The sequence below is a fragment of the Streptomyces sp. NBC_01551 genome (assembly GCF_026339935.1).
Classification (GTDB): domain Bacteria; phylum Actinomycetota; class Actinomycetes; order Streptomycetales; family Streptomycetaceae; genus Streptomyces.
Window position 1 is genome coordinate 3,006,432 of record NZ_JAPEPX010000001.1, and the last position, 22,547, is coordinate 3,028,978.

The 22,547-nt window shown below is 71.7% G+C and carries 19 protein-coding genes and 6 tRNA genes; 12 read left to right on the plus strand and 13 right to left on the minus strand.

Going from position 1 to position 22,547, the window contains the following annotated elements; translation table 11 throughout:
• Nucleotides 1-20 precede the first annotated feature (20 nt).
• The 3 genes from lhgO (at nucleotide 21) to OG982_RS13340 (ending at nucleotide 3,762) form a co-directional block, all read left to right on the plus strand.
• The gene (gene lhgO, locus OG982_RS13330) at nucleotides 21-1,259 is read left to right on the plus strand and encodes an L-2-hydroxyglutarate oxidase (protein ID WP_266787099.1); all 1,239 of its coding nucleotides are present in this window, start codon (nucleotides 21-23) and stop codon (nucleotides 1,257-1,259) included.
• A 119-nt stretch (nucleotides 1,260-1,378) separates the two neighbouring features.
• Nucleotides 1,379-2,185: a tRNA (guanosine(46)-N7)-methyltransferase TrmB gene (gene trmB, locus OG982_RS13335; RefSeq protein WP_266787097.1), complete on the plus strand. Its 807-nt coding sequence runs from the start codon at nucleotides 1,379-1,381 to the stop codon at nucleotides 2,183-2,185.
• A 65-nt stretch (nucleotides 2,186-2,250) separates the two neighbouring features.
• Entirely contained in the window at nucleotides 2,251-3,762 is a 1,512-nt protein-coding gene (locus OG982_RS13340; RefSeq protein ID WP_266948578.1) for a PrsW family intramembrane metalloprotease, read from the plus strand.
• Here the strand turns inward: OG982_RS13340 and OG982_RS13345 are convergent.
• From OG982_RS13345 to OG982_RS13355, 3 genes are all read right to left on the minus strand, one after another.
• Entirely contained in the window at nucleotides 3,671-4,714 is a 1,044-nt protein-coding gene (locus OG982_RS13345; protein WP_266787093.1) for a M23 family metallopeptidase, read from the minus strand. The two genes, OG982_RS13340 and OG982_RS13345, sit on opposite strands and share 92 nt — an antisense overlap.
• A 377-nt stretch (nucleotides 4,715-5,091) precedes the next feature.
• Nucleotides 5,092-6,183, minus strand: a complete 1,092-nt coding sequence (locus tag OG982_RS13350; RefSeq protein ID WP_266949907.1) for a PP2C family protein-serine/threonine phosphatase — start codon at nucleotides 6,181-6,183, stop codon at nucleotides 5,092-5,094.
• Nucleotides 6,184-6,445: 262 nt separating this feature from the next.
• Nucleotides 6,446-6,519 (minus strand) — tRNA-Met (locus OG982_RS13355).
• Nucleotides 6,520-6,810: 291 nt separating this feature from the next.
• Here OG982_RS13355 and OG982_RS13360 point away from each other — a divergent pair.
• Nucleotides 6,811-6,883: transfer RNA gene (locus tag OG982_RS13360), tRNA-Lys, on the plus strand.
• A 143-nt stretch (nucleotides 6,884-7,026) separates the two neighbouring features.
• Here OG982_RS13360 and OG982_RS13365 read toward each other — a convergent pair.
• The 5 genes from OG982_RS13365 to OG982_RS13385 all read right to left on the minus strand — a co-directional run bounded on the left by OG982_RS13365 (nucleotide 7,027) and on the right by OG982_RS13385 (nucleotide 11,465).
• A complete protein-coding gene (locus OG982_RS13365) occupies nucleotides 7,027-9,363 on the minus strand; it encodes a DEAD/DEAH box helicase (RefSeq protein ID WP_266948580.1) in 2,337 nt (778 codons plus the stop codon).
• Between the two features lie 237 nt (nucleotides 9,364-9,600).
• On the minus strand, nucleotides 9,601-10,188 hold the full coding sequence (locus OG982_RS13370; RefSeq protein WP_266787090.1) for a hypothetical protein: 588 nt from the start codon (nucleotides 10,186-10,188) through the stop codon (nucleotides 9,601-9,603).
• 82 nt (nucleotides 10,189-10,270) lie between these two features.
• Entirely contained in the window at nucleotides 10,271-10,645 is a 375-nt protein-coding gene (locus tag OG982_RS13375; protein ID WP_266787088.1) for a CrcB family protein, read from the minus strand.
• A complete protein-coding gene (locus OG982_RS13380; RefSeq protein ID WP_266787086.1) occupies nucleotides 10,642-11,118 on the minus strand; it encodes a CrcB family protein in 477 nt (158 codons plus the stop codon). The genes OG982_RS13375 and OG982_RS13380 overlap by 4 nt, the downstream gene beginning before the upstream one ends.
• Nucleotides 11,115-11,465 carry a metallopeptidase family protein gene (locus OG982_RS13385; protein WP_266787084.1) on the minus strand — a complete coding sequence of 117 codons (351 nt, stop codon included), beginning with the start codon at nucleotides 11,463-11,465 and terminating at the stop codon, nucleotides 11,115-11,117. Before OG982_RS13385 ends, OG982_RS13380 begins: the two co-directional genes overlap by 4 nt.
• Before the next feature lie 104 nt (nucleotides 11,466-11,569).
• Between OG982_RS13385 and OG982_RS13390 the strand changes: the two genes are divergently transcribed.
• From OG982_RS13390 to OG982_RS13400, 3 genes are all read left to right on the plus strand, one after another.
• Nucleotides 11,570-11,642, plus strand: a tRNA-Glu gene (locus OG982_RS13390).
• 38 nt (nucleotides 11,643-11,680) lie between these two features.
• A tRNA-Asp gene (locus OG982_RS13395) sits at nucleotides 11,681-11,754 on the plus strand.
• 22 nt (nucleotides 11,755-11,776) lie between these two features.
• Nucleotides 11,777-11,853, plus strand: a tRNA-Phe gene (locus OG982_RS13400).
• 36 nt (nucleotides 11,854-11,889) lie between these two features.
• Here the strand turns inward: OG982_RS13400 and OG982_RS13405 are convergent.
• The 3 genes from OG982_RS13405 to OG982_RS13415 are packed head-to-tail and all read right to left on the minus strand — an operon-like array spanning nucleotide 11,890 to nucleotide 14,144.
• The gene (locus OG982_RS13405; RefSeq protein WP_266948582.1) at nucleotides 11,890-12,780 is read right to left on the minus strand and encodes a cytochrome c biogenesis CcdA family protein; all 891 of its coding nucleotides are present in this window, start codon (nucleotides 12,778-12,780) and stop codon (nucleotides 11,890-11,892) included.
• Nucleotides 12,777-13,535: a thioredoxin domain-containing protein gene (locus OG982_RS13410; RefSeq protein WP_266787080.1), complete on the minus strand. Its 759-nt coding sequence runs from the start codon at nucleotides 13,533-13,535 to the stop codon at nucleotides 12,777-12,779. Before OG982_RS13410 ends, OG982_RS13405 begins: the two co-directional genes overlap by 4 nt.
• Before the next feature lie 57 nt (nucleotides 13,536-13,592).
• Complete coding sequence (locus OG982_RS13415) at nucleotides 13,593-14,144, minus strand: hypothetical protein (protein ID WP_266948583.1); 552 nt, start codon at nucleotides 14,142-14,144, stop codon at nucleotides 13,593-13,595.
• Between the two features lie 118 nt (nucleotides 14,145-14,262).
• Between OG982_RS13415 and hrpA the strand changes: the two genes are divergently transcribed.
• From hrpA to OG982_RS31055, 3 genes are all read left to right on the plus strand, one after another.
• Entirely contained in the window at nucleotides 14,263-18,186 is a 3,924-nt protein-coding gene (gene hrpA, locus OG982_RS13420) for an ATP-dependent RNA helicase HrpA (protein ID WP_266787076.1), read from the plus strand.
• Between the two features lie 92 nt (nucleotides 18,187-18,278).
• A tRNA-Asp gene (locus tag OG982_RS13425) sits at nucleotides 18,279-18,352 on the plus strand.
• 55 nt (nucleotides 18,353-18,407) lie between these two features.
• Nucleotides 18,408-18,581: a DUF6274 family protein gene (locus tag OG982_RS31055; RefSeq protein WP_353963102.1), complete on the plus strand. Its 174-nt coding sequence runs from the start codon at nucleotides 18,408-18,410 to the stop codon at nucleotides 18,579-18,581.
• 343 nt (nucleotides 18,582-18,924) lie between these two features.
• Here OG982_RS31055 and bldC read toward each other — a convergent pair whose 3' ends face one another.
• Both bldC and OG982_RS13435 read right to left on the minus strand, forming a co-directional pair.
• On the minus strand, nucleotides 18,925-19,131 hold the full coding sequence (gene bldC / locus OG982_RS13430) for a developmental transcriptional regulator BldC (RefSeq protein ID WP_003949541.1): 207 nt from the start codon (nucleotides 19,129-19,131) through the stop codon (nucleotides 18,925-18,927).
• A 598-nt stretch (nucleotides 19,132-19,729) separates the two neighbouring features.
• Complete coding sequence (locus tag OG982_RS13435; RefSeq protein WP_266787074.1) at nucleotides 19,730-20,584, minus strand: hypothetical protein; 855 nt, start codon at nucleotides 20,582-20,584, stop codon at nucleotides 19,730-19,732.
• 194 nt (nucleotides 20,585-20,778) lie between these two features.
• Between OG982_RS13435 and OG982_RS13440 the strand changes: the two genes are divergently transcribed.
• The gene (locus OG982_RS13440) at nucleotides 20,779-21,885 is read left to right on the plus strand and encodes a Glu/Leu/Phe/Val dehydrogenase dimerization domain-containing protein (RefSeq protein ID WP_266787072.1); all 1,107 of its coding nucleotides are present in this window, start codon (nucleotides 20,779-20,781) and stop codon (nucleotides 21,883-21,885) included.
• A 324-nt stretch (nucleotides 21,886-22,209) separates the two neighbouring features.
• The gene (locus tag OG982_RS13445; protein ID WP_229338159.1) at nucleotides 22,210-22,476 is read left to right on the plus strand and encodes a DUF3073 domain-containing protein; all 267 of its coding nucleotides are present in this window, start codon (nucleotides 22,210-22,212) and stop codon (nucleotides 22,474-22,476) included.
• Nucleotides 22,477-22,547 lie beyond the last annotated feature (71 nt).

The window sequence follows — 22,547 nt, forward strand, 5'->3', positions numbered from 1 at the left end:
ACCCCTTTGTCAGTGGCGGGGTGCAGTATGCAGGGGTGGGAGGTGGCAGCGTGGGCGGCGGGCGCGGCGTGGACTGCGATGTGCTGGTGATCGGCGGCGGGATCGTCGGTCTGTCGACGGCGCATGCCCTCGCGCGGCTCGCCCCGGGGACGCGGGTCGTGGTCCTGGAGAAGGAACCCGGCCCGGCCCGGCACCAGACGGGCCGCAACAGCGGCGTGATCCACAGCGGCATCTACTACCGGCCGGGCTCGCTGAAGGCGCGGTTCGCGGTGCGCGGGGCCGCCGAGATGGTCAAGTTCTGCGCGGAGCACGGCATCGCCCACGAGGTGACGGGCAAGCTGATCGTCGCCACCGAGCGGGCCGAGCTGCCGCGGCTGCACGCGCTGGTCCAGCGGGGGCGGGAGAACGGCATTCCGGTGCGCGAGCTGGGCCCGGCGCAGATCGCGGAGTACGAGCCGGAGGTGCGCGGGCTGGCGGCGATCCACGTCGGCTCGACCGGCATCGTGGACTACGGGCGGGTCGCCGAGCAGCTGGCGGAGTCCTCCGGCGCGGAGATCGTCTACGGCGGCGCGGCGGACCTGATCTCGCGGCGCGCGGACCGGGTCGCGGTGCGCACCACCGCCGGGGTGGTCGTGCGCGCGCGGGTCCTGGTGAACTGCGCGGGCCTGCAGTGCGACCGGGTCGCGCGGCTGGCCGGGGACGACCCCGGGATGCGGATCGTTCCGTTCCGCGGCGAGTACTACGACCTGGCACGGCCGTCGCTGGTGCGGGGGCTGGTCTACCCGGTGCCGGATCCGGCGTTCCCCTTCCTCGGGGTCCATCTGACCCGGGGGATCGGCGGCGGGGTCCATGTCGGCCCGAACGCGGTGCCGGCGCTGGCGCGGGAGGGGTACGGCTGGGGGGTCGTCCGCCCGCGGGACGTCGCGGACGAGCTGGCCTGGCCGGGATCCTGGCGGATGGCCGCGCGGCACTGGCGGTACGGGGCGGGGGAGATCCACCGCTCGCTGTCGAAGGCGGCCTTCACCGAGGCGGTACGGCGGCTGCTGCCGGCCGTGACGGCGGCGGACCTGGTCCCGGCGGCGGCCGGGGTCCGCGCGCAGGCCGTCCTGCGGGACGGGACGCTGGTGGACGACTTCCTGATCCGGGACGCGCCGCGCACGGTCCACGTACTGAACGCCCCCTCGCCGGCGGCGACCGCGTCACTCCCGATCGGCCGCGAAATCGCGAGCCGCGCCCTCAAGGTCCTACGCACCTCCTAACGCCCCCGGGCCGCAGCAGCGCGACCGGGCCGGGCCGGGGTTGTCGGGTTGTCGCCCGGCCAGGGCAGGGGTGGCGGCGAGGAGAGGGGCAGGGGGTGGGGTCGTAGAATCTGGGGATTGTGTCTGAGTCCCTGAATCCCCAGCCCAGCGTCCCGGCGGCGAACTCCTACGTCCCCCCGAAGTGGCGGACCGAGCCCCGGTTCCCCGAAGGCCCGTCGCCCGACCCGGCCGGCTCGCACCACGAGCGCCGGATCCGCAGCTTCCAGCCGCGCCGCAGCCGTGTGACCACCGGCCAGGGCGAGGCCCTGAAGCGGCACTGGGGCACCTGGGGCCTGGACATCGACGGGCACCGGGTCCTCGACCTCAAGGAGATGTTCGAGGGGCTCCCCGTCGTCCTGGAAATCGGCTTCGGCATGGGCGAGGCGACCGCCCAGATGGCCGCCGACGACCCCACGACCGGAATCCTCGCCGCCGACGTGCACACCCCCGGCCAGGGCAACCTGCTCGCCCTCGCCGAGCGGGGCGGGCTCACCAACATCCGCGTCGCGAACGGCGACGCGATCATCCTGCTGCGCGAGATGCTGCCGCCGGACGCGCTCGCGGGGATGCGCGTGTACTTCCCGGACCCGTGGCCCAAGGCCCGTCACCACAAGCGGCGGCTGATCCAGCCCGAGTTCCTGACCCTGGCCGCGACCCGGATCGCGCCCGGCGGCTTGCTGCACTGCGCGACCGACTGGGAGCCGTACGCCGAGCAGATGCTCGAAGTTCTCACCGCGCACCCCGACTTCGAGAACACCCAGGCCGACGGCGGCTACTCGCCCCGCCCCGACTTCCGGCCGCTCACCCGGTTCGAGGGCCAGGGCCTCGACAAGGGCCACGTCGTACACGACTTGCTCTTCCGGCGCGTGGCGAACACCGAGAACTGACGCGGAGGACTGACGGGGAGGCGCAGGTAACTCCCCGTGTCAGACCCGCTCGCTAGAGTCATCGTGTGCTCCGAGCGCTGTCTTCCGTGCTCGCACGCCCGTCGGGCGCGGTCCGTACGTGCGTGCTCGTCACGCTGCTCGCCGTCCTGACGCTGTCGGGGCTGGCGATCTTGGAGCTGGTGCGGGAGCAGACGGGCACGCCCGGGTTCTTCGTCGGCCTGGGCCTGGCCGTGCTGCCGGTGCCGCCGCTGCTCGCGGCGTTCGGATGGGTGGGCCGGGCCGCGCCCCGGCCCCGCGCGGAGCTGCTGTTCTGCTTCGGCTGGGGCGCCGGTACGGCCGCGCTGATCGCCATACTGGCCAACAGCTTCGCCACCGAGTGGATAGCCAGGGCCACCGCCGACGCCTCGGCCGCGGACCGGCTCGGGTCGGTGGCGATCGCCCCGGTGGTCGAGGAGCTCGCCAAGGCGGCGGCCGTGCTGCTGGTGTTCGTGTTCCGAAGACGGCAGTCCACCGGCCCCGCCGACGGTCTGGTGGCGGCCGGAATCACCGCGACCGGCTTCGCCTTCACCGAGAACATCCTCTACCTCGGCAATGCCTACGGGGAGGACCTGGCCAGCGGTACCGGCGTGCTGGAGTCGATGACGGCCGCGACCTTCTTCGTCCGGGTCATGGTGTCGCCGTTCGCGCACCCGCTCTTCACCGTGCTCACCGGGCTCGGCTTCGGGGCCGCCGCGCTCGGGGCCGGCCGGGCCCGCCGGATCGGGCTGCCGCTGCTGGGCCTGGCGCTGGCCATGGGGACGCACGCGCTGTGGAACAGCTCCTCGCGGTTCGGGGAGTACGGGTTCTACGTGGTGTACGGCTCCGTGATGGTCCCGGTGTTCGGGGCGCTGCTGTTGCTCGCGGTGCGGATGCGGCGTCGCCGGCTGCGGGCGGTCGCCGCCGAGCTGGCGGTGTACGCCTCGGCGGGCTGGCTCGGTCCGGCCGAGGTTCCGGCGCTGGCGTCGATGCCGGCCCGGTCGCTGGCCTGCGCCCTGGCCCGGCACAGCGGAGGCCGGGCGGCGGGGCGGGCGGTGTCCCGGTACGCGGCGGACGCGGCCGCGCTGGCGCTGCTGCGCCGGCGGGCCAGGCGGGGCGGGGCGGCGTGGCAGCCCGAGTTCGCGCGCCGGGAGCAGGAGTTACTGGAGGGGCTGTGGATGCTCCGGGCGACCGCGGGGCCCGCGCTGTCCCGGGCGGCGGTCCTGGAGGAGCTGCTCCCGCCGCGCGCCGCCGAAGACCCGGCCTGGTGGCCCGACCTCACCCGGGCGCCCGCCCCGGGAACCGGACCGGCGGCGGCCGGCCCGACGCCAGCCGGCCCGACAACCCTCGCCCCGACGACAGCCGACTCGACCGCGACCACCCTGAGCTCAACCACCCTGGGCGCGACCACCCTGGGCGCGACCGGCCCGTCGCCGGGCCCGGTCGGCGCGGTGGCCGTCGTACCGGCCTCTAGACGTTCAGGCCCTTCGAGGTCAGCCATGCCAGCGGGTCCATCGTCGAGCCGCCCTTGCGTACTTCCAGGTGGAGATGGGCTCCGGTGACGTTGCCGGTGGCGCCGACGCGGCCGATGGTGTCGCCCGCGCCGACCGCGCCGGAGGTCACCGACATCGAGGACAGGTGGCAGTACCAGATCTCCGTGCCGTCATCGAGCTGGAGCACGATCCGGTAGCCGTACGCGCCGGACCAGCCGGCCGAGGTGATCTTCCCCTTCCCCACGGCCTTGACCGGGGTGCCGGTCGGGGCGGCGAAGTCGAGGCCGGTGTGGTGGCCGGAGGACCACATGGAGCCGGAGTCGCCGTAGTGCGAGGTGAGGGTGTAGGCGGAGGTCGGCAGGGAGAATCCGCCGGACGCCTTCGCCTCCTTGGCCTGTGCCGCGGCCGCGTCCGCCTCGGCCTTGGCTTCGGCGGCCGCCTTCTCCGCGGCCTTGCGGGCGTCCTCGGCCTGCTTGTCGGCGGCCTGACGGGCGACTTCCGCCTGCTCCTTGGCCTCCTTGGCGGCGGCCTCCTTGGCCGCCAGCTCGGCCGCCGCGCGGTCCTGCGCGACCGCCGCGTCCTGCTGTGACTCGGCCTGCTGGAGGATCCGGTTCAGCAGCACCTCGCCGGCGCCGGAACCCGACTGCGTCTGCTGCGCCGCGAGGACCCCGGTCCGCGCGGCGGGGGCTCCGGAGTGGGAACCGGAGCCACCGGAGGCCTCCGCACCGGACGCGCCGCCCGCACCATCCGCACCGCCCGCACCGTGATCCGTGTCGCCGAAGCCGCCGGGCAGGTCGGGCAACGACGGCATGGATATGGCGACTTGGGGGCGGTCCTGCGCGGTGGCGATGCCACCCGCTCCGACCGCCGCGATGACGCCGACGCCCAGCACGGTGGAGCTGCGGGCAAGTCCCCCGCGCTGCTTGGCCACTCGGTGCTTGCCTCTCACCGGCCGGACCGAGTCCTCGGTGGGGTTCCACTCGCCCCAGGCACCCGCGGTGGGCTGATCCTGGATGTCCATGCCTTCAGAGGCAGGCAAGTTGGAGGCCACCGGGGCACACTCCTCATTGACGCGCACGCGCACGGCGCCGTCTCTTGCGACGGCTGGGACGACCGCGCTGCGTTATCGAACGGTAATAGACGCGGGGGAGTGATTCCAAGCTGTTGTGCTGGAACATTCACACAATCCAGCCACTCAACGCGCAGCCTTGGCCTGGACTTTTGCCTCTAATTGGGATCAACTCGGGCAAAAATCGGCCGAAACCCGCATCACTCCAGCCACAGCCGTATCTTGACGGTCCGTCAAGTATCTTGCACAGAGCGCCCGTTCAATTACGAACAGTTACCGTCACGTTGCGCACCATCGCGTCACGCCCCCTCGCGTCACGCCCCCTCGCATTACGCGCCCTCGCGCCGCACCACCGGTACGGTCCGCCGCCGCTCCGGCTGGCGCTCCCCCGGCCGGCCGACCGCGAGCAGGGCCATGTCATCCGTCGCCCCGCCGCCCGTATGCCGGCGCACATCGGTGCTGAGCGCGCTGAGCAGCGCGTCCGGCCCGGAGAAGACGCTGCCGCGCAGCCGGACCGCCGGATCGTAGAACTCCCCCGCCCGGTCCCGGGCCTCGGTCAGCCCGTCGGTGTAGAGGAGCAGGGTGGTGCCTTCGGGGAAGGGCCACTGCTCGGCCCGGTCCGGCCACATCGCCAGCTCCCCCATGCCCAGCGGCAGCGCCGGTTCCGCCGGGGCGAGCACCGCCAGGCTCCCGTCGGCGGACAGCAGCAGCGGCTCGGGGTGCCCCCGGTTCACCAGGCGCAGCGCCCCGCCCTCGGGCGGGATCTCCCCGAGCACGCAGGTCGTGAACCCCTCGAACGCGTCCAGGCTGTCGCGCCTGCTGCCCTCCCGGGCCAGCGCCCGCTCCAGCCGCTGCGCGACGCCCTCCAGGGTCGGCTCGGTCTCCGCCGCCTCCCGGAAGGCGCCCAGGACCACCGCGACGGCCTCCACGGCGCCCAGCCCCTTGCCCCGGACGTCCCCGACCGCCAGCCGCACCCCGTACGGGGTGTCCTGGACGGCGTACAGGTCCCCGCCGATGAACGCGTCCGCCTGGGCGGCCTCGTACCGCGCGGAGACGTGCAGGCCCCCGATGCGCTCGGCGGGCTTGGGCAGCACGGCCCGCTGGGCGGCCTCGGCGATGCCGCGCGCCGAGGCGAGCCGCTCGCCGCTGCGTCGTACGACCCGGTTGATCAGGATGGCAAGCCCGGACACGGTGATGACGGTGGCCAGCTCGGTCAGCGCCTCCACCTTCCAGAACGTGCTGTTGGCAAGGTGCAGCACGACCACGGCGAGCGAGGACAGGGCTCCGGCCAGGGCGGTCGCCCACAGCGAGAACACCGAGGCGGCGATCAGCGGGGCCGCGGTGAAGAAGGGGGACCCGGTGAAGTTGGGCGGGGTCAGCAGGTCGAAGAAGAACCCGAGCACGATCAGCGCGAGGGGCATCACCCGGACCACGCCCCGGGCCACACCGCCCACGCGCTCGCCGTTCTCCCGCTGCCCCAGCCCCACCACGCTGTTCTCCTGCCCGGTCCCTCGCACGGGGGCCGCTGCCGCCTCGCCTCTCAAGGCTGGCCGCAAGGACGCCCCCGCGGCGACCCGGCCGGGCCGACCGGGTGACGGGCCGTCGGCCCTCGGCGGGCACGGGCCCGTACGCGGGAACGACGAAGGCCCGGCTCCCCCAAGGGAACCGGGCCTTCGTACTGAGTAGCGGGGGCAGGATTTGAACCTACGACCTCTGGGTTATGAGCCCAGCGAGCTACCGAGCTGCTCCACCCCGCGTCGGTAAACCCAACTCTACGCCATCTGTGGGACGGGCTACGCCAATTAACCGCCGGACCATCACCCTGACGGTCATCACCGCAGGTCAGAGCCCATTTCGGTGCCCAAAGACAGCCTGCGCGGGCCTCTGCGGCGGGCTTCGGGAACCGGGCGCCGGCCGGCCCGGTGGCCCGGCTCGCCATCAACTCCCCACGCCGACGGGGGTTGGCGGGAAACCGCCGGGGCCACTCCGGTCGATACCCGATCGGTCATCCGCCCCTCTCCGGCTATGCTCTGGGGTGAGCACGCCGAGGGCCATTAGCTCAATTGGCAGAGCAGCGGACTTTTAATCCGTTGGTTGTCGGTTCGAGTCCGACATGGCCTACTGCTCAGGAAGCGCCTCGTCCGGTTTTCGCCGGGCGGGGCGCTTCTTCGTGTCCGGGCCCGCGGCGGGGCCGGAAACGGGCTCGGCCCCCACCGCACCGGAGTGCTGTGGGGGCCGAGTCTCGGTCAGTTGGCGCTCAGGCGTCAGCCGTTGCGCTTCCAGCGCGGCTTGTCGTCACGACGGCCGCCGAAGGAACCGGTGGAACCGGAGCCGGAGGGGCGGTGGTCGTCACGACGGCCGTACGGGCGGTCGCCGGCGCCGCCGGAGCGGAAGCCGCCGGAGGGGCGGTCGCTGCCACCGGAGCGGAAGCCACCGGACGGACGGTCACCGCCGGAGCGGAAGCCACCGGAGGGACGGTCGTCGCGACGGAAGCCGCCACGGTCGCCACCGCGGTCGTCACGGTTGAAGCCACCGGACGGACGGTCGCCACCGGAGCGGAAGCCACCGGAGGGACGGTCGTCGCGACGGAAGCCACCACGGTCGCCACCGCGGTCGTCACGGTTGAAGCCACCCGAGGGACGGTCGTCGCGACGGAAACCACCACGGTCACCACCGCGGTCGTCACGACGGTCACCACCGGAACGGAAACCACCCGACGGACGGTCGTCACGGCGGAAGCCACCACGGTCGCCACCGCGGTCGTCACGGTTGAAGCCACCGGACGGACGGTCGTCGCGACGGAAACCACCACGGTCACCACCGCGGTCGTCACGACGGTCACCACCGGAACGGAAACCACCCGACGGACGGTCGTCACGGCGGAAACCGCCGCGGTCGCCGCCACGGTCGCCACCGCGGTCGCCACGGTCGTCACGACGGTTGTCGCGGCGCTCGTAGTTGCCCCGCTCGTCACGGCTCTGGAAGGCCGGACGCTCCTCGGCGACCGGCGCGGCCGCGAGCTGGGCGGCGACCTCGGCCTCGGCGGCCTCGGCCACCTCGGCGACAGCGGCCTCCGGGTCCTCGCCACGCTCACGGGCGGAACGGGCGACGAGGCGGTCGGCCTCCTCGCGCAGCTCCGCGGCGCGGCGGGTCAGGCGCTCCAGCTGCTTGGTGAGGTCGGCGACCTCACGCTCGGCCTGCTTGGCGGCGTTGTTCGCCGAGTCGGCCTGGACCTGGGTGAGCGAACGCGCACCGGTGATCTCGGCGACCTCGGGGTCGAACGCGCCGACGCCCTGGACGATGTGGCGCGAGGCGTCGACGCCCGCGTCCTCCATCAGGCGGAAGATCTGACGGCGCTGGTGCGGGAGCGCCAGCGAGACCACGACACCGGACTTGCCGGCGCGGGCGGTACGGCCCGAGCGGTGCAGGTAGTCCTTGTGGTCACCGGCCGGGTCCACGTTCAGGACCAGGTCGATGCCGTCGACGTGGATGCCGCGGGCGGCGACGTCGGTGGCGACGAGCGCGTTGACGTAGCCGTCCTTGAAGTCCGCGAGGACGCGGGTGCGGGCACCCTGCGTCATGCCGCCGTGCAGCGCGTCGGCCTTCACGCCGGCCTCGATGAGCTGCTCGGCGATGCGGTCGGCGCCCAGCTGGGTGCGGACGAAGATGATGGTGCGGCCCTTGCGGGCGGCGATGGCGGCCGTGACCGGCGCCTTGTCCTTCGGCTTCACGACGAGGACGTGGTGCGTCATGGTCGTGACGTTGCCCTGCGCGCTGTCGACCTCGTGCGTGACGGGGTTGGACAGGTAGCGCTTGACCAGGGTGCCGATCTCGTTCTCCATGGTGGCGGAGAAGAGCATGCGCTGGCCGCCGCCGGGGATCTGGTCGAGCAGCTCGGTGACCTCGGGCAGGAAGCCCAGGTCGGCCATCTGGTCGGCCTCGTCGAGGACGGCGATCTTGACGTTCTCCAGGGAGCACGCGCCGCGGTTGATGATGTCGCGCAGACGGCCCGGGGTGGCGACGAGGACGTCGACACCGCGCTCCAGGGCGTAGATCTGGTTGCCCATGGAGGTACCGCCGCAGACGACCTTCATCTTCAGGCCGAGCACGTCGCCGTAGGGCTGGAGGGCGTCCGCGACCTGCATCGCGAGCTCACGCGTCGGCGTGAGGATGATCGCGCGGGGCTTCTTCTTCTCGGTGTGGCCACCGGCCAGGGAGGCCAGGGTCGGCAGACCGAAGGAGAGGGTCTTGCCGGAGCCGGTGCGGCCGCGGCCGAGGATGTCCTTGCCGGCCAGGGCGTCCGGGATGGTCGCGGCCTGGATCGGGAAGGGGGAGGTGACGCCGTTCTGGGCGAGCTTGCGCACGATCCCCTCGGGCAGACCGAGGTCGCCGAAGGTGATGGTGGGCTCGGCGCCGGCGGCGTCGTCCTCGAAGTCGTCAGTGGACTGGTCGGTCGTCACGTCGGCCTCAAGAGCCTCGATGATCTCGTTCGCCTCAGCGGCCTCGATGGCCTCGGTGACCGCAAGGGTCTCGGCGTCGGCGACGATCTCGTTCGAGTCGTTCTCGGGCATGACGGCACGGTCAGAACTGGAAATGGACATGCGAAATGCGAAACCTTCCGGAGTCTCGGCACGCGCCCAAACTCCGTGAATCGCAAATCGACCGCCTCAATGCGGTCAGCCACGGCTAGGGAGAGTACGCGCCACACGGCGCTCTTCGGATTCGGCGCCGGGCAATGGGATCAAACGATCTATAACCATACGCACCCTCCCCGGGGTCTGGCAAGTCACTCCACCCGAAACGGTCCTGACCTGCACAGATGCCACCCGTCAGAGGATTCAGAGAGCCCCGAGGGCTTGCGGCTGCCCGCCCGGGTCCGTGCTCGGCTGCGGCTCCGGAGGTGTCGGGACCGGCGTGGGTTCCGTCACAGGGGGCTCCGGGGTCGGCGGCTCCGGCGTCGGGGTGGGAGCGGTACCACCCGACCCGCCCGCCCCACCGGCACCGGCCGAACCACCGGCACCGCCGGATCCGCCGCTTCCGGAGGCACCACCGCCCGAAGAGGGCTGCTGGGGGCCCTGGCCGCCCGCCCCGCCGCCCGGCGCGGCCGTCGGCGAGGGGGCTCCGGGCGGACCCGCCGGCGTGCCCGGGCTGGGGGAGGCCCCGGTCGCGCCGGAGGCCTTGCCGTCCTCGCCCGGCTTGCCGCCGGGCTTGCCCGTCCCGTCCTTCGCCCCGTGGCCGTTGCCGTGGACCCCGGAGCCCCGGCCGGCCGTGGAGCCCCCGCCGGACCCGGCGTCCGCGCCCTTGCGGTCCACCGGGGAGGACGGCCCGGGCTTCGCGGCGTCCGCGCCGACACTCATGCAGCCCGCCGTCGCCGCGACCGCGAGCGCGGTGACGGCCAGTCGGAGGGAAGCGGAAAACTGGCGCACGGGAGGCACCTCCGGAACTACGGGGGTCCGCGATGAGCGGGTCAATGTGCCCAACTCCCTTTACCCCGTATGAGACACGCCCTCAGCCGAACAGCTCCCGCGCCACCTGCGATCCCAGGTGGACGGCGCCCAGCCCGACCAGCACCGAGGCCACCACGTTCGCCGCCGCGAGGAACCGCCGGCCGCGCTCCGCCAGCCGCAGCGTCTCGTAGGAGAACGTCGAGTACGTGCTCAGCGCCCCGCACAGCCCCGTCCCGAGCAGCAGTTCCAGCCGCGAGGAGTCCGCCCCGGCCAGTACGGCCCCGGTCAGCCCTCCCAACAGCAGGCACGCGGCCGCGTTGACCGTGAAGGTGCCGAAGGGGAACACCGAGCCGTGCCGCGCCTGCACCGCCCGGTCGGTCAGGTAGCGCAGCGGCGCCCCGACGACCGCGCCCGCCACCACGAGCAGCCAGTTCACCCGCTGCGCCCCCGTACCGCGCGCCGGGTCAGCGAGGCGGCCGCCCACACCGCGCCGAGCGCCCCGGCGACCGTGAGCCCCGCGTAGCCGAGCGCCACCCCGGTCTCGCCCGCGTCGAGCAGCCGCGAGAAGTCCACCGCGTACGTGGAGAAGGTGGTGAAGCCGCCCAGCACCCCGGCCCCGACGAAGGGCCGCACCAGCGGATGCGGGGCGGACCGGCCGCCCTCACTGATCAGCACCATCAGTACGCCGATCAGCGCACTGCCGCTCACGTTGATCCAGAAGGTCCCCCAGGGGAACGCCCCGGGCGCGGCCGGCCACAGCAGCGCCACCCCGTACCGCGCCGAGGCGCCGAGCGCGCCGCCCGCCGCGACGGCCGCGAGCACACGGCCCTGCGGTTCGGCGCGCTGCGCGGGTACGCGCAGGTCCACATCGGGGTCGATGGCCTCGGGGCCGTCGGCCGCCGCGGTCACCCGTAACCCAGCGCGTGCAGGCGGTCGTCGTCGATCCCGAAGTGGTGGGCGATCTCGTGCACCACGGTGACCTCCGTCTCCGCGATCACGCTCTCCCGGTCCTCGCACATGCGCAACGTGGGGTTCCGGTAGATCGTGATCCGGTCCGGCAGCACCCCCGCGTACCACTCGCCCCGGTCCGTCAGGGGGGTCCCCTCGTAGAGCCCGAGCAGCTCGGGGTCGTCCGCCGGCGGCTCGTCCTCGACGAACACCGCCACGTTGTCCATCAGCCGCGTCAGCTCCGGCGGAATCCGGTCCAGGGCCTCTGCGACGAGCTCCTCGAACTCCTCGCGCGTCATCTCCAGCACCGGGCCATTGTCCCTCCGGGAGAAACCGTTTTGGCGATAGCTCCCCGGATCCCATATGCTTCTCACGTCCCCGACGCGCTGGAAAGCGCCCAGGCGGGCCTTTAGCCCTCATCGTCTAGTGGCCCAGGACGCCGCCCTTTCAAGGCGGTAGCACGGGTTCGAATCCCGTTGGGGGTACGCATTACCGTGTGCAAGACTTGTTCTCGCACATGCAAGGTCCTGTGGAGCAGTTGGTTAGCTCGCCACCCTGTCAAGGTGGAGGTCGCGGGTTCAAGTCCCGTCAGGATCGCTGAGGCCGGAAACGGTCTCGTGGCTGGGTAGCTCAGTTGGTACGAGCGATCGCCTGAAAAGCGATAGGTCGCCGGTTCGACCCCGGCCCCAGCCACCACAGGAAGGCCCCGTCCATCGGACGGGGCCTTCTGCGTTACTCGGCCCCGGCCCCGGCCCCGGTCCCGGCCCCTGCCTCGGTCTTGGCCTCCGCCTCGGCGTCACCCGTGGAGCCGGAGCGGCGGCTCCACTGCGTCACGCCGACCGCGGCGGCCCCCGCCGCCACCAGCCCGAGCAGCGCCCAGTCCGGGACCCCGCCGGTGAGGGAGCGGACCTTCTGCTCCACCGCGTACGAGTCGTCCACGTCCAGCAGCCCGGGCAGCGCGCTCGCCCCGTCGTAGACGAGGAACAGCGCGCCCAGGGTGATGAAGAACAGCCCGGACAGCAGCGAGGTGGTGTGCAGTTCGAAGCGGCCGACGCTGAAGGCCCGGCCGCGCAGCCAGCGCCGCTTGCCGAGCTCGAACCGCTCCCAGAGCAGGGCCAGCACGAACAGCGGTACGGCCATCCCCAGCGCGTACACGGCCAGCAGCAGGCCTCCGTAGACCGGGCTGCCGCTGACGGCCGCCACGGTGAGGACGCTGCCGAGGATCGGGCCGGCGCAGAACCCGGCCAGGCCGTAGACCGCGCCGAGGGCGTACACCGACAGGGCGGTGGTCGGCCGGATCCGCCCCGACAGCTCCGCGATCCGCCGGGATGCGAAGCCGAGGCCGAGGATCTGCGCGACCCCGAGCGCGATGATCAGCCAGCCGCCGGCCAGGACGAGCGTGTCGCGGTTGCCGTGGAAGAACCGGCCGGCGTACGAACCGGCCGCCCCGAGCGGTACGAGGGTGCTCGCGAGACCGGCGTAGAAGATCCCGGTGCGCGCGAGGAGCCGCGAGGGGGAATCGATGGAGTAGGCGAAGAAGGCGGGCAGCAGCAGCGCGCTGCACGGGCTGAGCAGGGCGAGGAGGCCGCCCAACAGGGCGGCCAGGTATCCGATGTCGGTCACTTCTTCGCCGCCCCGGCGGCCCCGGCGGCCTGGGCCTGCGCCTTGGCCTTGGCGATCGCCGAGACGAAGGCGTCGAGCGGCTGGGCGCCGGCGATCGGCCGGTCGTTGACCAGGAAGGACGGGGTGGAGCTGACGCCGATGCGGTAGCCCTCCTCCTGGTCCTTGCGCAGGGCCTCGGCGGCGCTCTCGCCGGCCATGTCCTTCTTGAAGCGCTCCAGGTCGGGGACGCCGGCCTGCTCCGCGAGCTCCAGGAGGCGGGCCTCGCCGAAGCCCTTCTCCTTGGACCCCTCGGCGTAGGCGGCCGCGTGGAACTGCGCGAACCGGTCCTGCTGCCCGGCAGCCCAGGCGGCCTTGGCGGCGGCCTCGGAGTCGGCGCCGAAGATCGGGAAGTTGCGCCACTCGATGCGCAGGGTGCCGTCCTCGACGTACTTCTTCATCAGTTCGGGTTCGGTGTCGCGCGCGAACTTGCCGCAGTAGCCGCACTTGAAGTCGGAGTACTCGATCAGCACGACGGGCGCGTCGGCCCGGCCGACGGCCAGCTTGTCGCCGGATTCGCGGCGGGCGAGCCGGAGCAGCTCGGCGTTGCCCTCGGTGGCGGCCGCGGCCTCGGGCGCGGAGGCGGCGGCGGGGTTGGTGGCGGGGGTGTCCTTGGCGGAGGTGGCCTGCCAGGACACGTACCCGAAGGCGACGGAGGCGAGGGCGACCCCGGCGCAGATCAGCAGGGGCTTGCGGGAGGAGGAAGCGGAACGGGACATACGGATGCTCCAGGGCTACGGATTCTCGGCGGGACCAGTCGGAAGGCGACCGGTCCCCTAAACCCGCATCACGGAGAGCTCCACCGGCCCCGGCGCCGCCTGGTCCGGCCCGCGTACGAGAACCCGGACGGCCGGCGCCCGGCCGCCCCACCCCGGCTCCGGCGCGGCCCGCACGGCCGGGACGTGCGCATGCTCCCCGCCCCCGCGCGGCGGCACGACGGGCACCTGCCCCCGCTCCGGCCCCCCGGGCGCACAGGCGGGCCCCCGTTCCTCCACCACCGCGAAAACCGGGCCCCCGGCCGACACGGCCGCGGGCAGGAGCGCCGCCGGGGCCACGGGCCCGGCCGGCGCGGCCGCGGGCGGTTGGACTGCCGGGTCCACGGGCTGCCGGACCCCCAGGGCCACGGGCCCGGCCGGCGCGGCTGCGGGCTGGTGGACCGCCAAGGCCGCGGGCTGCCCGGCCGCCAGGGCCGCGGGCTGCCCGGCCGCCAGGGCCGCGGGCTGCCCGGCCGCCAGGGCCGCGGGCTGCCCGGCCGGTGCGGCCGTGGGAAGGAGCGCCGCCCAGGACACCAGGAACGCCAGCGCAGCGATCACAGCGGCGCGGGACATGGCGGGCCTCTCACTCGTACGGCAGGTGGGTTCTGGTGATCTCGTCCCGAAATGGTACGGGGACGGTACACAAATGCGTTCGCCACCCGACGCTCCCGGGTGAGATCCTCGACCAGGTATGTCTACTTCCTTCGCCGCCCTGCAGACGCTTCTCGGTGAGATCTCCCTCCGTGACGCGCACCGCCTCGGCCGCCGCCTCGAAGGCGCCCGCCGTATCCGCAAGCCCGAGGCCAAGCAGGCCGTGCTCGACGAGATCGCCGCGGAGGCCGGCAAAGCCGCCGCGCGACTGGCCGGCCGTGCCTCGCGGATGCCGGAGGTCACGTATCCCGAGAACCTGCCCGTCAGCCAGAAGAAGGACGAGATCGCCGAGGCGATACGCGACCACCAGGTCGTGATCGTCGCGGGCGAGACCGGCTCCGGCAAGACCACGCAGATCCCCAAGATCTGCATGGAGCTGGGCCGCGGCGTCCGGGGCATGATCGGGCACACCCAGCCCCGCCGGATCGCCGCCCGCACCGTCGCGGAGCGCATCGCGGAGGAGCTGAAGTCCGAGATCGGCCAGACGGTCGGCTGGAAGGTCCGGTTCACCGACCAGGTGGACCAGGACGCGACCTTCGTGAAGCTGATGACCGACGGCATCCTGCTCGCCGAGATCCAGACGGACCGCGAGCTGCGCGCGTACGACACGATCATCATCGACGAGGCCCACGAGCGGTCGCTGAACATCGACTTCCTGCTCGGCTACCTCTCCCAGCTGCTGCCGAAGCGCCCCGACCTCAAGGTCGTGATCACCTCGGCGACCATCGACCCCGAGCGCTTCTCGCGGCACTTCGGCGAGGCCCCGATCGTCGAGGTCAGCGGGCGTACGTACCCCGTCGAGGTGCGCTACCGGCCGCTCCTCGAGGAAGATTCCGAGGACTCCGACCGCGACCAGATCACCGCGATCTGCGAGGCCGTGGACGAGCTCCAGTCCGAGGGCCCCGGCGACGTCCTGGTCTTCCTCTCCGGCGAGCGCGAGATCCGCGACACGGCGGACGCGCTCAACAAGCGCAACCTCCGCTTCACCGAGGTCCTCCCCCTCTACGCCCGCCTCTCGCACGCCGAGCAGCACCGCGTGTTCCAGCAGCACACCGGCCGCCGGATCGTGCTCGCCACGAACGTCGCCGAGACCTCCCTCACCGTCCCGGGCATCAAGTACGTGATCGACCCGGGCACGGCCCGGATCTCCCGCTACAGCCACCGCACCAAGGTGCAGCGGCTGCCCATCGAGCGGATCAGCCAGGCCAGCGCCAACCAGCGCAAGGGCCGCTGCGGCCGTACCAGCGACGGCATCTGCATCCGGCTGTACTCGGAGGACGACTTCCTCTCCCGTCCGGAGTTCACGGACGCCGAGATCCTGCGCACCAACCTGGCCTCCGTCATCCTCCAGATGACCGCGGCCGGCCTCGGCGAGATCGAGAAGTTCCCCTTCATCGACCCGCCGGACCACCGCAACATCCGCGACGGCGTCCAGCTGCTCCAGGAACTCGGCGCGCTGGACCCCTCCGAGAAGGACGCCCGCAAGCGGCTCACCCCGATGGGCCGCCAGCTCTCGCAGCTCCCGGTGGACCCGCGCCTGGCCCGCATGGTCGTGGAGGCGGACAAGAACAACTGCGTCCGCGAGGTCATGGTGATCGCGGCCGCCCTGTCCATCCAGGACCCGCGCGAGCGTCCCTCGGACAAGCAGACGCAGGCGGACCAGAACCATGCCCGCTTCAAGGACGAGACCAGCGACTTCCTCTCGTTCCTGAACATGTGGCGCTACGTCCGCGAGCAGCAGAAGGAGCGCGGCTCGTCCTCGTTCCGCCGGATGTGCAAGCAGGAGTACCTGAACTTCCTGCGGATCCGCGAGTGGCAGGACATCTACTCGCAGCTGCGTACGGTCGCCAAGACCATGGGCATCCACGTCAACGAGGCCGATGCCCCCGAGCAGCACATCCACGTGTCGCTGCTGGCGGGCCTGCTCTCGCACATCGGCCTGAAGGACACCGACAAGAACGAGTACCTGGGGGCCCGGTCCGCCAAGTTCGCGGTCTTCCCGGGCTCGGCGCTCTTCAAGAAGCAGCCGAAGTTCGTGATGTCGGCGGAGCTGGTGGAGACCTCGCGGCTGTGGGCACGGGTCAACGCCAAGGTGGAGCCCGAGTGGGTGGAGCCGCTGGCCCAGCACCTGATCAAGCGCACGTACAGCGAGCCGCACTGGGAGAAGGACCAGGCGGCCGTGATGGCGTACGAGAAGGTCACGCTGTACGGCGTGCCGATCGTCGCCCAGCGGAAGATCAACTACGGCCGGATCGACGCCGAGGTCTCGCGGGAGCTGTTCATCCGCAACGCGCTCGTCGAGGGTGACTGGCGCACCCACCACAAGTTCTACGCCGACAACCGCAAGCTCCTCACCGAGGTGGAGGAGCTGGAGAACCGGGCGCGGCGCCGCGACATCGTGGTCGACGACGAGACCCTGTTCGACTTCTACGACCAGCGGATCCCCGAGCACGTGGTGTCCGGGGCGCACTTCGACTCGTGGTGGAAGCACAAGAAGCGGGACGAGCCCGAACTGCTCGACTTCGAGCGCGAGATGCTGCTGACGGAGAAGGCGGCCGGGGTCACCAAGGCCGACTACCCGGACTCCTGGCGGCAGGGGCAGCTCGGTTTCCGGGTGACGTACCAGTTCGAGCCGGGCGCGGACGCGGACGGTGTGACCGTGCACATTCCGCTCCAGGTGCTGAACCAGGTCACCGACGAGGGCTTCGACTGGCAGATCCCGGGTCTGCGGGAAGAGGTCGTCACCGAGCTGATCCGGTCGCTGCCGAAGCCGATCCGCCGGCACTACGTGCCCGCGCCGAACTTCGCCGGCCGCTTCCTGGACTCTGCTGTGCCGTTGCAGGAGCCGCTGCCGGTGACGCTGGCGCGCGAGCTCCAGCGGATGGTGGGGGTCCCGGTGTCCGCCGAGGACTTCGACCTGTCCCGGATCCCGGACCACCTGAAGATCACCTTCCGGATCGTCGACGAGCGCCGCAAGAACCTCGCCGAGGACAAGGACCTGGAGGCCCTGCGGCTGCGGCTGAAGCCGAAGGCCCGCCAGGCGCTGTCCAAGGCCGCCGCGGCCACCGCCGAGCGGGCGGGCGGGGAGTCGGTGGAGCGCACCGGGCTGACCGACTGGACGATCGGCACGCTGACCAAGGTGTTCGAGACCCGGCGGGCCGGCCAGCCGGTGCGGGCGTACCCGGCGCTGGTGGACGAGGGCGCGACCGTCTCCGTACGGCTCTTCGACACGGAGGCCGAGCAGCAGCAGGCGATGTGGCTGGGCACCCGGCGGCTGATCCTGCTGGGCATCCCGGTGAACCCGGCGAAGTTCGCCTCGGACAAGCTGACGAACCAGCAGAAGCTGGCCCTGTCACGCAACCCGCACGGCTCCATCCAGGCGCTGTTCGACGACTGCGCGACGGCGGCCACCGACCGGCTGATCGCCGACCACGGCGGCCCGGCCTGGGACGAGGCCTCCTTCCGGAAGCTCTTCGACGCGGTCCGCGCCGACCTGGTGGACACGACGGTGCGGACGGTGGGCCAGGTCCAGCAGGTGCTGGCGGCCTGGCAGGCCTGCGAGCGGCGCCTGAAGGCCACCAACAGCCTGGCCCTGATGGCGAACGTGCAGGACGCGAAGACGCAGCTGGCGGCGCTGATGCCGGCGGGCTTCGTGACCCTGACGGGGCTGAAGCGGCTGCCGGACCTGATGCGCTACCTGGTGGCGGTCGACCGGCGGCTCCAGCAGATGCCGACGGGCGTCCAGCGCGACACCACGCGCATGGAGAAGGTCCACGAGATGCGGGACGAGTACCTGTGGCTGCTGGAGCAGCTCCCGAAGGGCCGGCCGGTGCCGGAGGCGGTCACCGAGATCCGCTGGATGATCGAGGAACTGCGGGTCAGTTACTTCGCGCACGCGCTCGGGACGGCGTACCCGATCTCCGACAAGCGGATCGTGAAGGCGGTGGACGCGGCCGCCCCGTGACGGGTCAGGGGGGCGGGCCGTCGTCCGGTTCGACTGCACCCCCTGAGCTGCTGTACAGTCTGATTCGCAGCCGCCTAGCGGCCGCAAATCGAGGACCTGTGGAGCAGTTGGTTAGCTCGCCACCCTGTCAAGGTGGAGGTCGCGGGTTCAAGTCCCGTCAGGTTCGCAATGACATCAGGGCCCGTATCCCCCCAGGGATACGGGCCCTGATGCGTTGGCAGATGGCAGGAGGCCGCCCAGTGACGACCCGGGACGAGCTCAGAGCGCTCCTGAAGGCCCATCTGAGGGCCGCGGGGGGTCGCCGCCACCTCACACGCCACTGCCCGGCCTGCCACCGCCTCCAGCGCCTCGCGCTGGACCTCGGCCGCGAGGGCAAGAATCCCCCGTCCGCATGAAGCGGTCTGCGCCGCACGTCCCCTTACGGGTGCATTGCGGGTTCGTACAAGAGTGATCATCTGTGACAGGTGTCACCACACGAGTTTTTGAGATGCGCACATTTATCGCACCCCTACGCGGGCTCGATTTAATATGTGCAATGGCACCCACCCCTGCAACACCCTCGCGCCGGCCCGTTTCGCCCCGGCTCCGGGCATAAAAAAGATCGCGCTGGACCCGGCGGAGTCCAGCGCGACCGAACGACCAGAACCTGTTGGGGCAGGATCAGTCGTTTGAAGCTCTGCGGGTTTCATCGGATTGGGGGACCCGATTCGAACCCTTTAAAACGGGGTGCTGCGTACCTCAGGCCTCGCTGCGCTGCTGCGGAATTCCCGCGAGCAGTGCGCGAACCTCGGCCTCGCGGTAACGGCGGTGTCCACCCAGGGTGCGGATGGACGTGAGCTTGCCAGCCTTGGCCCAGCGGGTGACCGTCTTCGGGTCCACGCGGAACATCGTGGCAACCTCAGCCGGGGTCAGCAGCGGCTCGGCATCAGGGGTGCGAGCGGTCATGAGCGGCCTCCTCGGGAGAACCGAACCATCTCGGTTCTTTCCTCTAAATTCTGCACCTTGGCCCGCGTTGCCCGAAATGGACATACGCAGGCCGAGTCGGTTATAGGACGAACGGCTTGTCCTCGGCACTACAACTACACCATCCGTCCAGCCCCAAGGGCCAAACCGATGGAATTGCCCTCCGAGGTGTTCATCAGCGGCGGAAGCCGATGGACCGCCCCATAACGGACAGTCACCCCACTGTGACGATCAGTCACAGAGCGATCAGGAGTCGTCAGACCCCCCGTAGAGTGCAATACCGAGCATTCCGCCCTTAGTTGGGCGGAAGGAACCCTCCCCGGACTCCTTGTCCTATTTTGGCACGAGGGTAGGGGAAGGGCGCAAGGGTGTAGATAGTGCGGTCCGTCACGCTTGGGCCAATGGCCCGTATCGGGACGTAGGTCCTGGCCCTAAGGCCCAAATGTAGCGATCAGGGCCTTGATCTGCGCTTTATCCCCGATCGGCCGATACGCGCGGGTACGTACGATCCTCCGGAAACGCCGCGGCACACCCGTCGATGGTGTCGGACGTGTCACACCCGTCCGGGGTACCGGCCCCGCTAATTGGCGAACAGTCTCTCCCGCACCGTCCGCCAGCGCTCCGCCAGCTCCCCGTACCGCCCCGCCGCGCCCGACATGTCCCCCGCCCGCAGCGCCGCGAGCCCCGCCGCCAGGTCGCGGGCCGAGCGGTCGGCCGCCAGCCGGTCGGGCGGCAGCGCGTGCAGCAGCCCGCCGTAGTCGAGTTCGACCATCGAGCGCGGGTGGAACTCCTCCAGCCAGCTTCCGACCTCGACCAGCCCCTGCGCCAGCCCCCCGTACCCCTCGGCCTCCCGCAACGTCCGCAGCGCCCGCGCGAGCCGGCGCCGGGCCTGCACCATCGGCGTCCGGTAGCGCAGCCGTTCGCCCGGCAGGTACTCCCGCTCCTCGTCGGCCACCAGCACGAACCAGCGCAGGGGCACCTGCCACACCCCGGTCCGGATCCACGGCCGCGCATCCGGGTTCCGCTCGCGCCAGGCCTCGTACTCCTCGGCCGCCCGCCGGCGCGCCCCCGGCGGGAGCGCCGCGTCCAGCACCGGGCGCGGGAAGTCGGCCACCAGCTCCTGGAGGGCGAGCCAGCCGCGCAGCCGGGTCCGCCACGGACAGACCAGCAGCACCCCGTCCACCTCCGCCGTGAAGGCGTCGGCGCTCTCGTGCGGGGGGACGCCGACCACCGGGACCCGGACCAAATCCGTGAGGGACCTGCGCAGTTCGTCCTGCGCGGTCGGCGCCGTCCCGCGCCGGGCGTAGTCGGCCCAATGGGCGCGCTCGGGCTCCGGGAAGGCTGCCAACGGCTCGTAGACGCGCAGGTAGGAGGCGTACGGGACGGTCGGCGCCGGGCGCGCGGAGGGCAGTCGGCGATCGGGGGATTCGCTCACGCTCTCGTCCTCCCCCGCACCGCCCGGAGGTAGTCCGCGCGGCGGCCCCGGGACCCGCCGCGCGGGGGCCCGTACATCGGGAGGGTTTCGATCCTCGGACAGATCGCCTGCGGGCGCCCCGCAGGTCTTACGCTGCTCACAGCACGCCCTCCCCCACCCGCAGGGCGGGCGTCTTTCCGCGCCGCATCTCTTCCATGGGAGTCACCACCGTGACCGAAATGACCGACGGCGTCCTGCACACCCTGTTCCGCTCGGAGCAGGGTGGTCACGAGCAAGTCGTGCTGTGCCAGGACCGAGCCTCCGGCCTCAAGGCCGTCATCGCGATCCACTCCACCGCCCTGGGCCCCGCCCTCGGCGGCACGCGTTTCCACGCGTACGCGTCGGACGAGGAGGCCGTCCTCGACGCGCTGAACCTCTCGCGCGGCATGTCGTACAAGAACGCCCTCGCCGGTCTCGACCTCGGCGGCGGCAAGGCCGTCATCATCGGTGACCCCGATGTCCTCAAGAGCGAGGAACTGCTGCTGGCCTACGGCCGGTTCGTGGAGTCCCTCGGTGGCCGCTACGTCACCGCCTGCGACGTCGGCACGTACGTCGCCGACATGGACGTCGTGGCCCGCGAGACGCGCTGGGCCACCGGCCGCTCCCCCGAGAACGGCGGCGCCGGCGACTCCTCGGTCCTGACCGCCTTCGGCGTCTTCCAGGGCATGCGCGCCAGCGCCCAGCACCTGTGGGGCGACCCGACCCTGCGCGGCCGCAAGGTCGCCGTCGCCGGCGTCGGCAAGGTCGGCCACTACCTGGTCGAGCACCTGCTGGAGGACGGCGCCGAGGTCGTCATCACGGACGTGCGCGAGGAGTCGGTGCGCCGCGTCCTCGACAAGCACCCGCAGGTCACCGCGGTGGCGGACACCAACGCGCTGATCCGCACCGAGGGCCTGGACATCTACGCCCCGTGCGCGCTCGGTGGCGCGCTGAACGACGAGACCGTGCCCGCGCTGACCGCCACGGTCGTGTGCGGCGCCGCGAACAACCAGCTCGCGCACCCGGGTGTGGAGAAGGACCTCGCGGACCGCGGGATCCTCTACGCCCCCGACTACGTCGTCAACGCGGGCGGGGTCATCCAGGTCGCGGACGAGCTGCACGGCTTCGACTTCGACCGCTGCAAGGCGAAGGCCACGAAGATCTTCGACACCACGCTGGAGATCTTCGCTCGTGCGAAGGCGGACGGCATTCCGCCGGCCGCGGCCGCCGACCGGATCGCCGAGCAGCGCATGGCCGAGGCCCGCGCCGCGCGCAAGGCCTGACGCACGGACCGACCCCCGAAGGGGCCCTCTCCAGGGCCCCTTCGGGGCCTGCGGGTGCGCCCGCCGGGGTGCGGCGAGACGGAACTCACTGCACTTCGGCGGGTCGCCCGCCAGGAAAGGGTTAAAATCGCAGCTGACCAGCGAGGACGGGGCGCTTCTCTGGTTCTGCACCGGGGCGCGTCATGCGGGCGGCGTACCGTATGGCCGCGGAAGCAGGTACCGTTAAACCCCTACGGACGGTCTCTCCACGGAGAGCCCGCTCCGAACCATGAACGCGTGTCAGACTCTGGGGCCGTCGAGCCCCGTCACCGAGGGGGTCGAGCCATGGGGCGCGGCCGGGCCAAGGCCAAGCAGACAAAGGTCGCCCGCCAGCTGAAGTACAACAGCGGCGGGACTGACCTCTCGCGTCTGGCCAATGAGCTGGGCGCATCGCCGACGGATCCGCTGCTGCCTGTCAGCGAGCCGGTCGAAGTCGATGACGATCTGGATGACGACGACGACCCGTACGCCAAGTACGCGGATCTGTACAACAGCGATGACGACGACGAGGACGAAGAGTCCGGTCCGTCGGCACAGCGTCGCGGCGCTTGACGCTTTTTCGCGTCTGCACGAAAGCCACAAACACCGAACCCGGTCCAGGGCATCGCCCCGGACCGGGTTCA

Bases quoted from the DNA above. Each gene is read 5' to 3' on its own strand.
- OG982_RS13345 (WP_266787093.1), bottom strand. From the start codon at position 4,714: ATGGACATCCAGGATCAGCCCACCGCGGGTGCCTGGGGCGAGTGGAAC.
- OG982_RS13350 (WP_266949907.1), bottom strand. From the start codon at position 6,183: ATGCCCCTCGCGCTGATCGTGCTCGGGTTCTTCTTCGACCTGCTGACC.
- OG982_RS13365 (WP_266948580.1), bottom strand. From the start codon at position 9,363: ATGTCCATTTCCAGTTCTGACCGTGCCGTCATGCCCGAGAACGACTCG.
- OG982_RS13410 (WP_266787080.1), bottom strand. From the start codon at position 13,535: ATGTCCCGTTCCGCTTCCTCCTCCCGCAAGCCCCTGCTGATCTGCGCC.
- OG982_RS13415 (WP_266948583.1), bottom strand. From the start codon at position 14,144: ATGTCCCGCGCCGCTGTGATCGCTGCGCTGGCGTTCCTGGTGTCCTGG.
- hrpA (WP_266787076.1), top strand. From the start codon at position 14,263: ATGTCTACTTCCTTCGCCGCCCTGCAGACGCTTCTCGGTGAGATCTCC.
- OG982_RS31055 (WP_353963102.1), top strand. From the start codon at position 18,408: ATGGCAGGAGGCCGCCCAGTGACGACCCGGGACGAGCTCAGAGCGCTC.
- bldC (WP_003949541.1), bottom strand. From the start codon at position 19,131: ATGACCGCTCGCACCCCTGATGCCGAGCCGCTGCTGACCCCGGCTGAG.
- OG982_RS13440 (WP_266787072.1), top strand. From the start codon at position 20,779: ATGGGAGTCACCACCGTGACCGAAATGACCGACGGCGTCCTGCACACC.
- OG982_RS13445 (WP_229338159.1), top strand. From the start codon at position 22,210: ATGGGGCGCGGCCGGGCCAAGGCCAAGCAGACAAAGGTCGCCCGCCAG.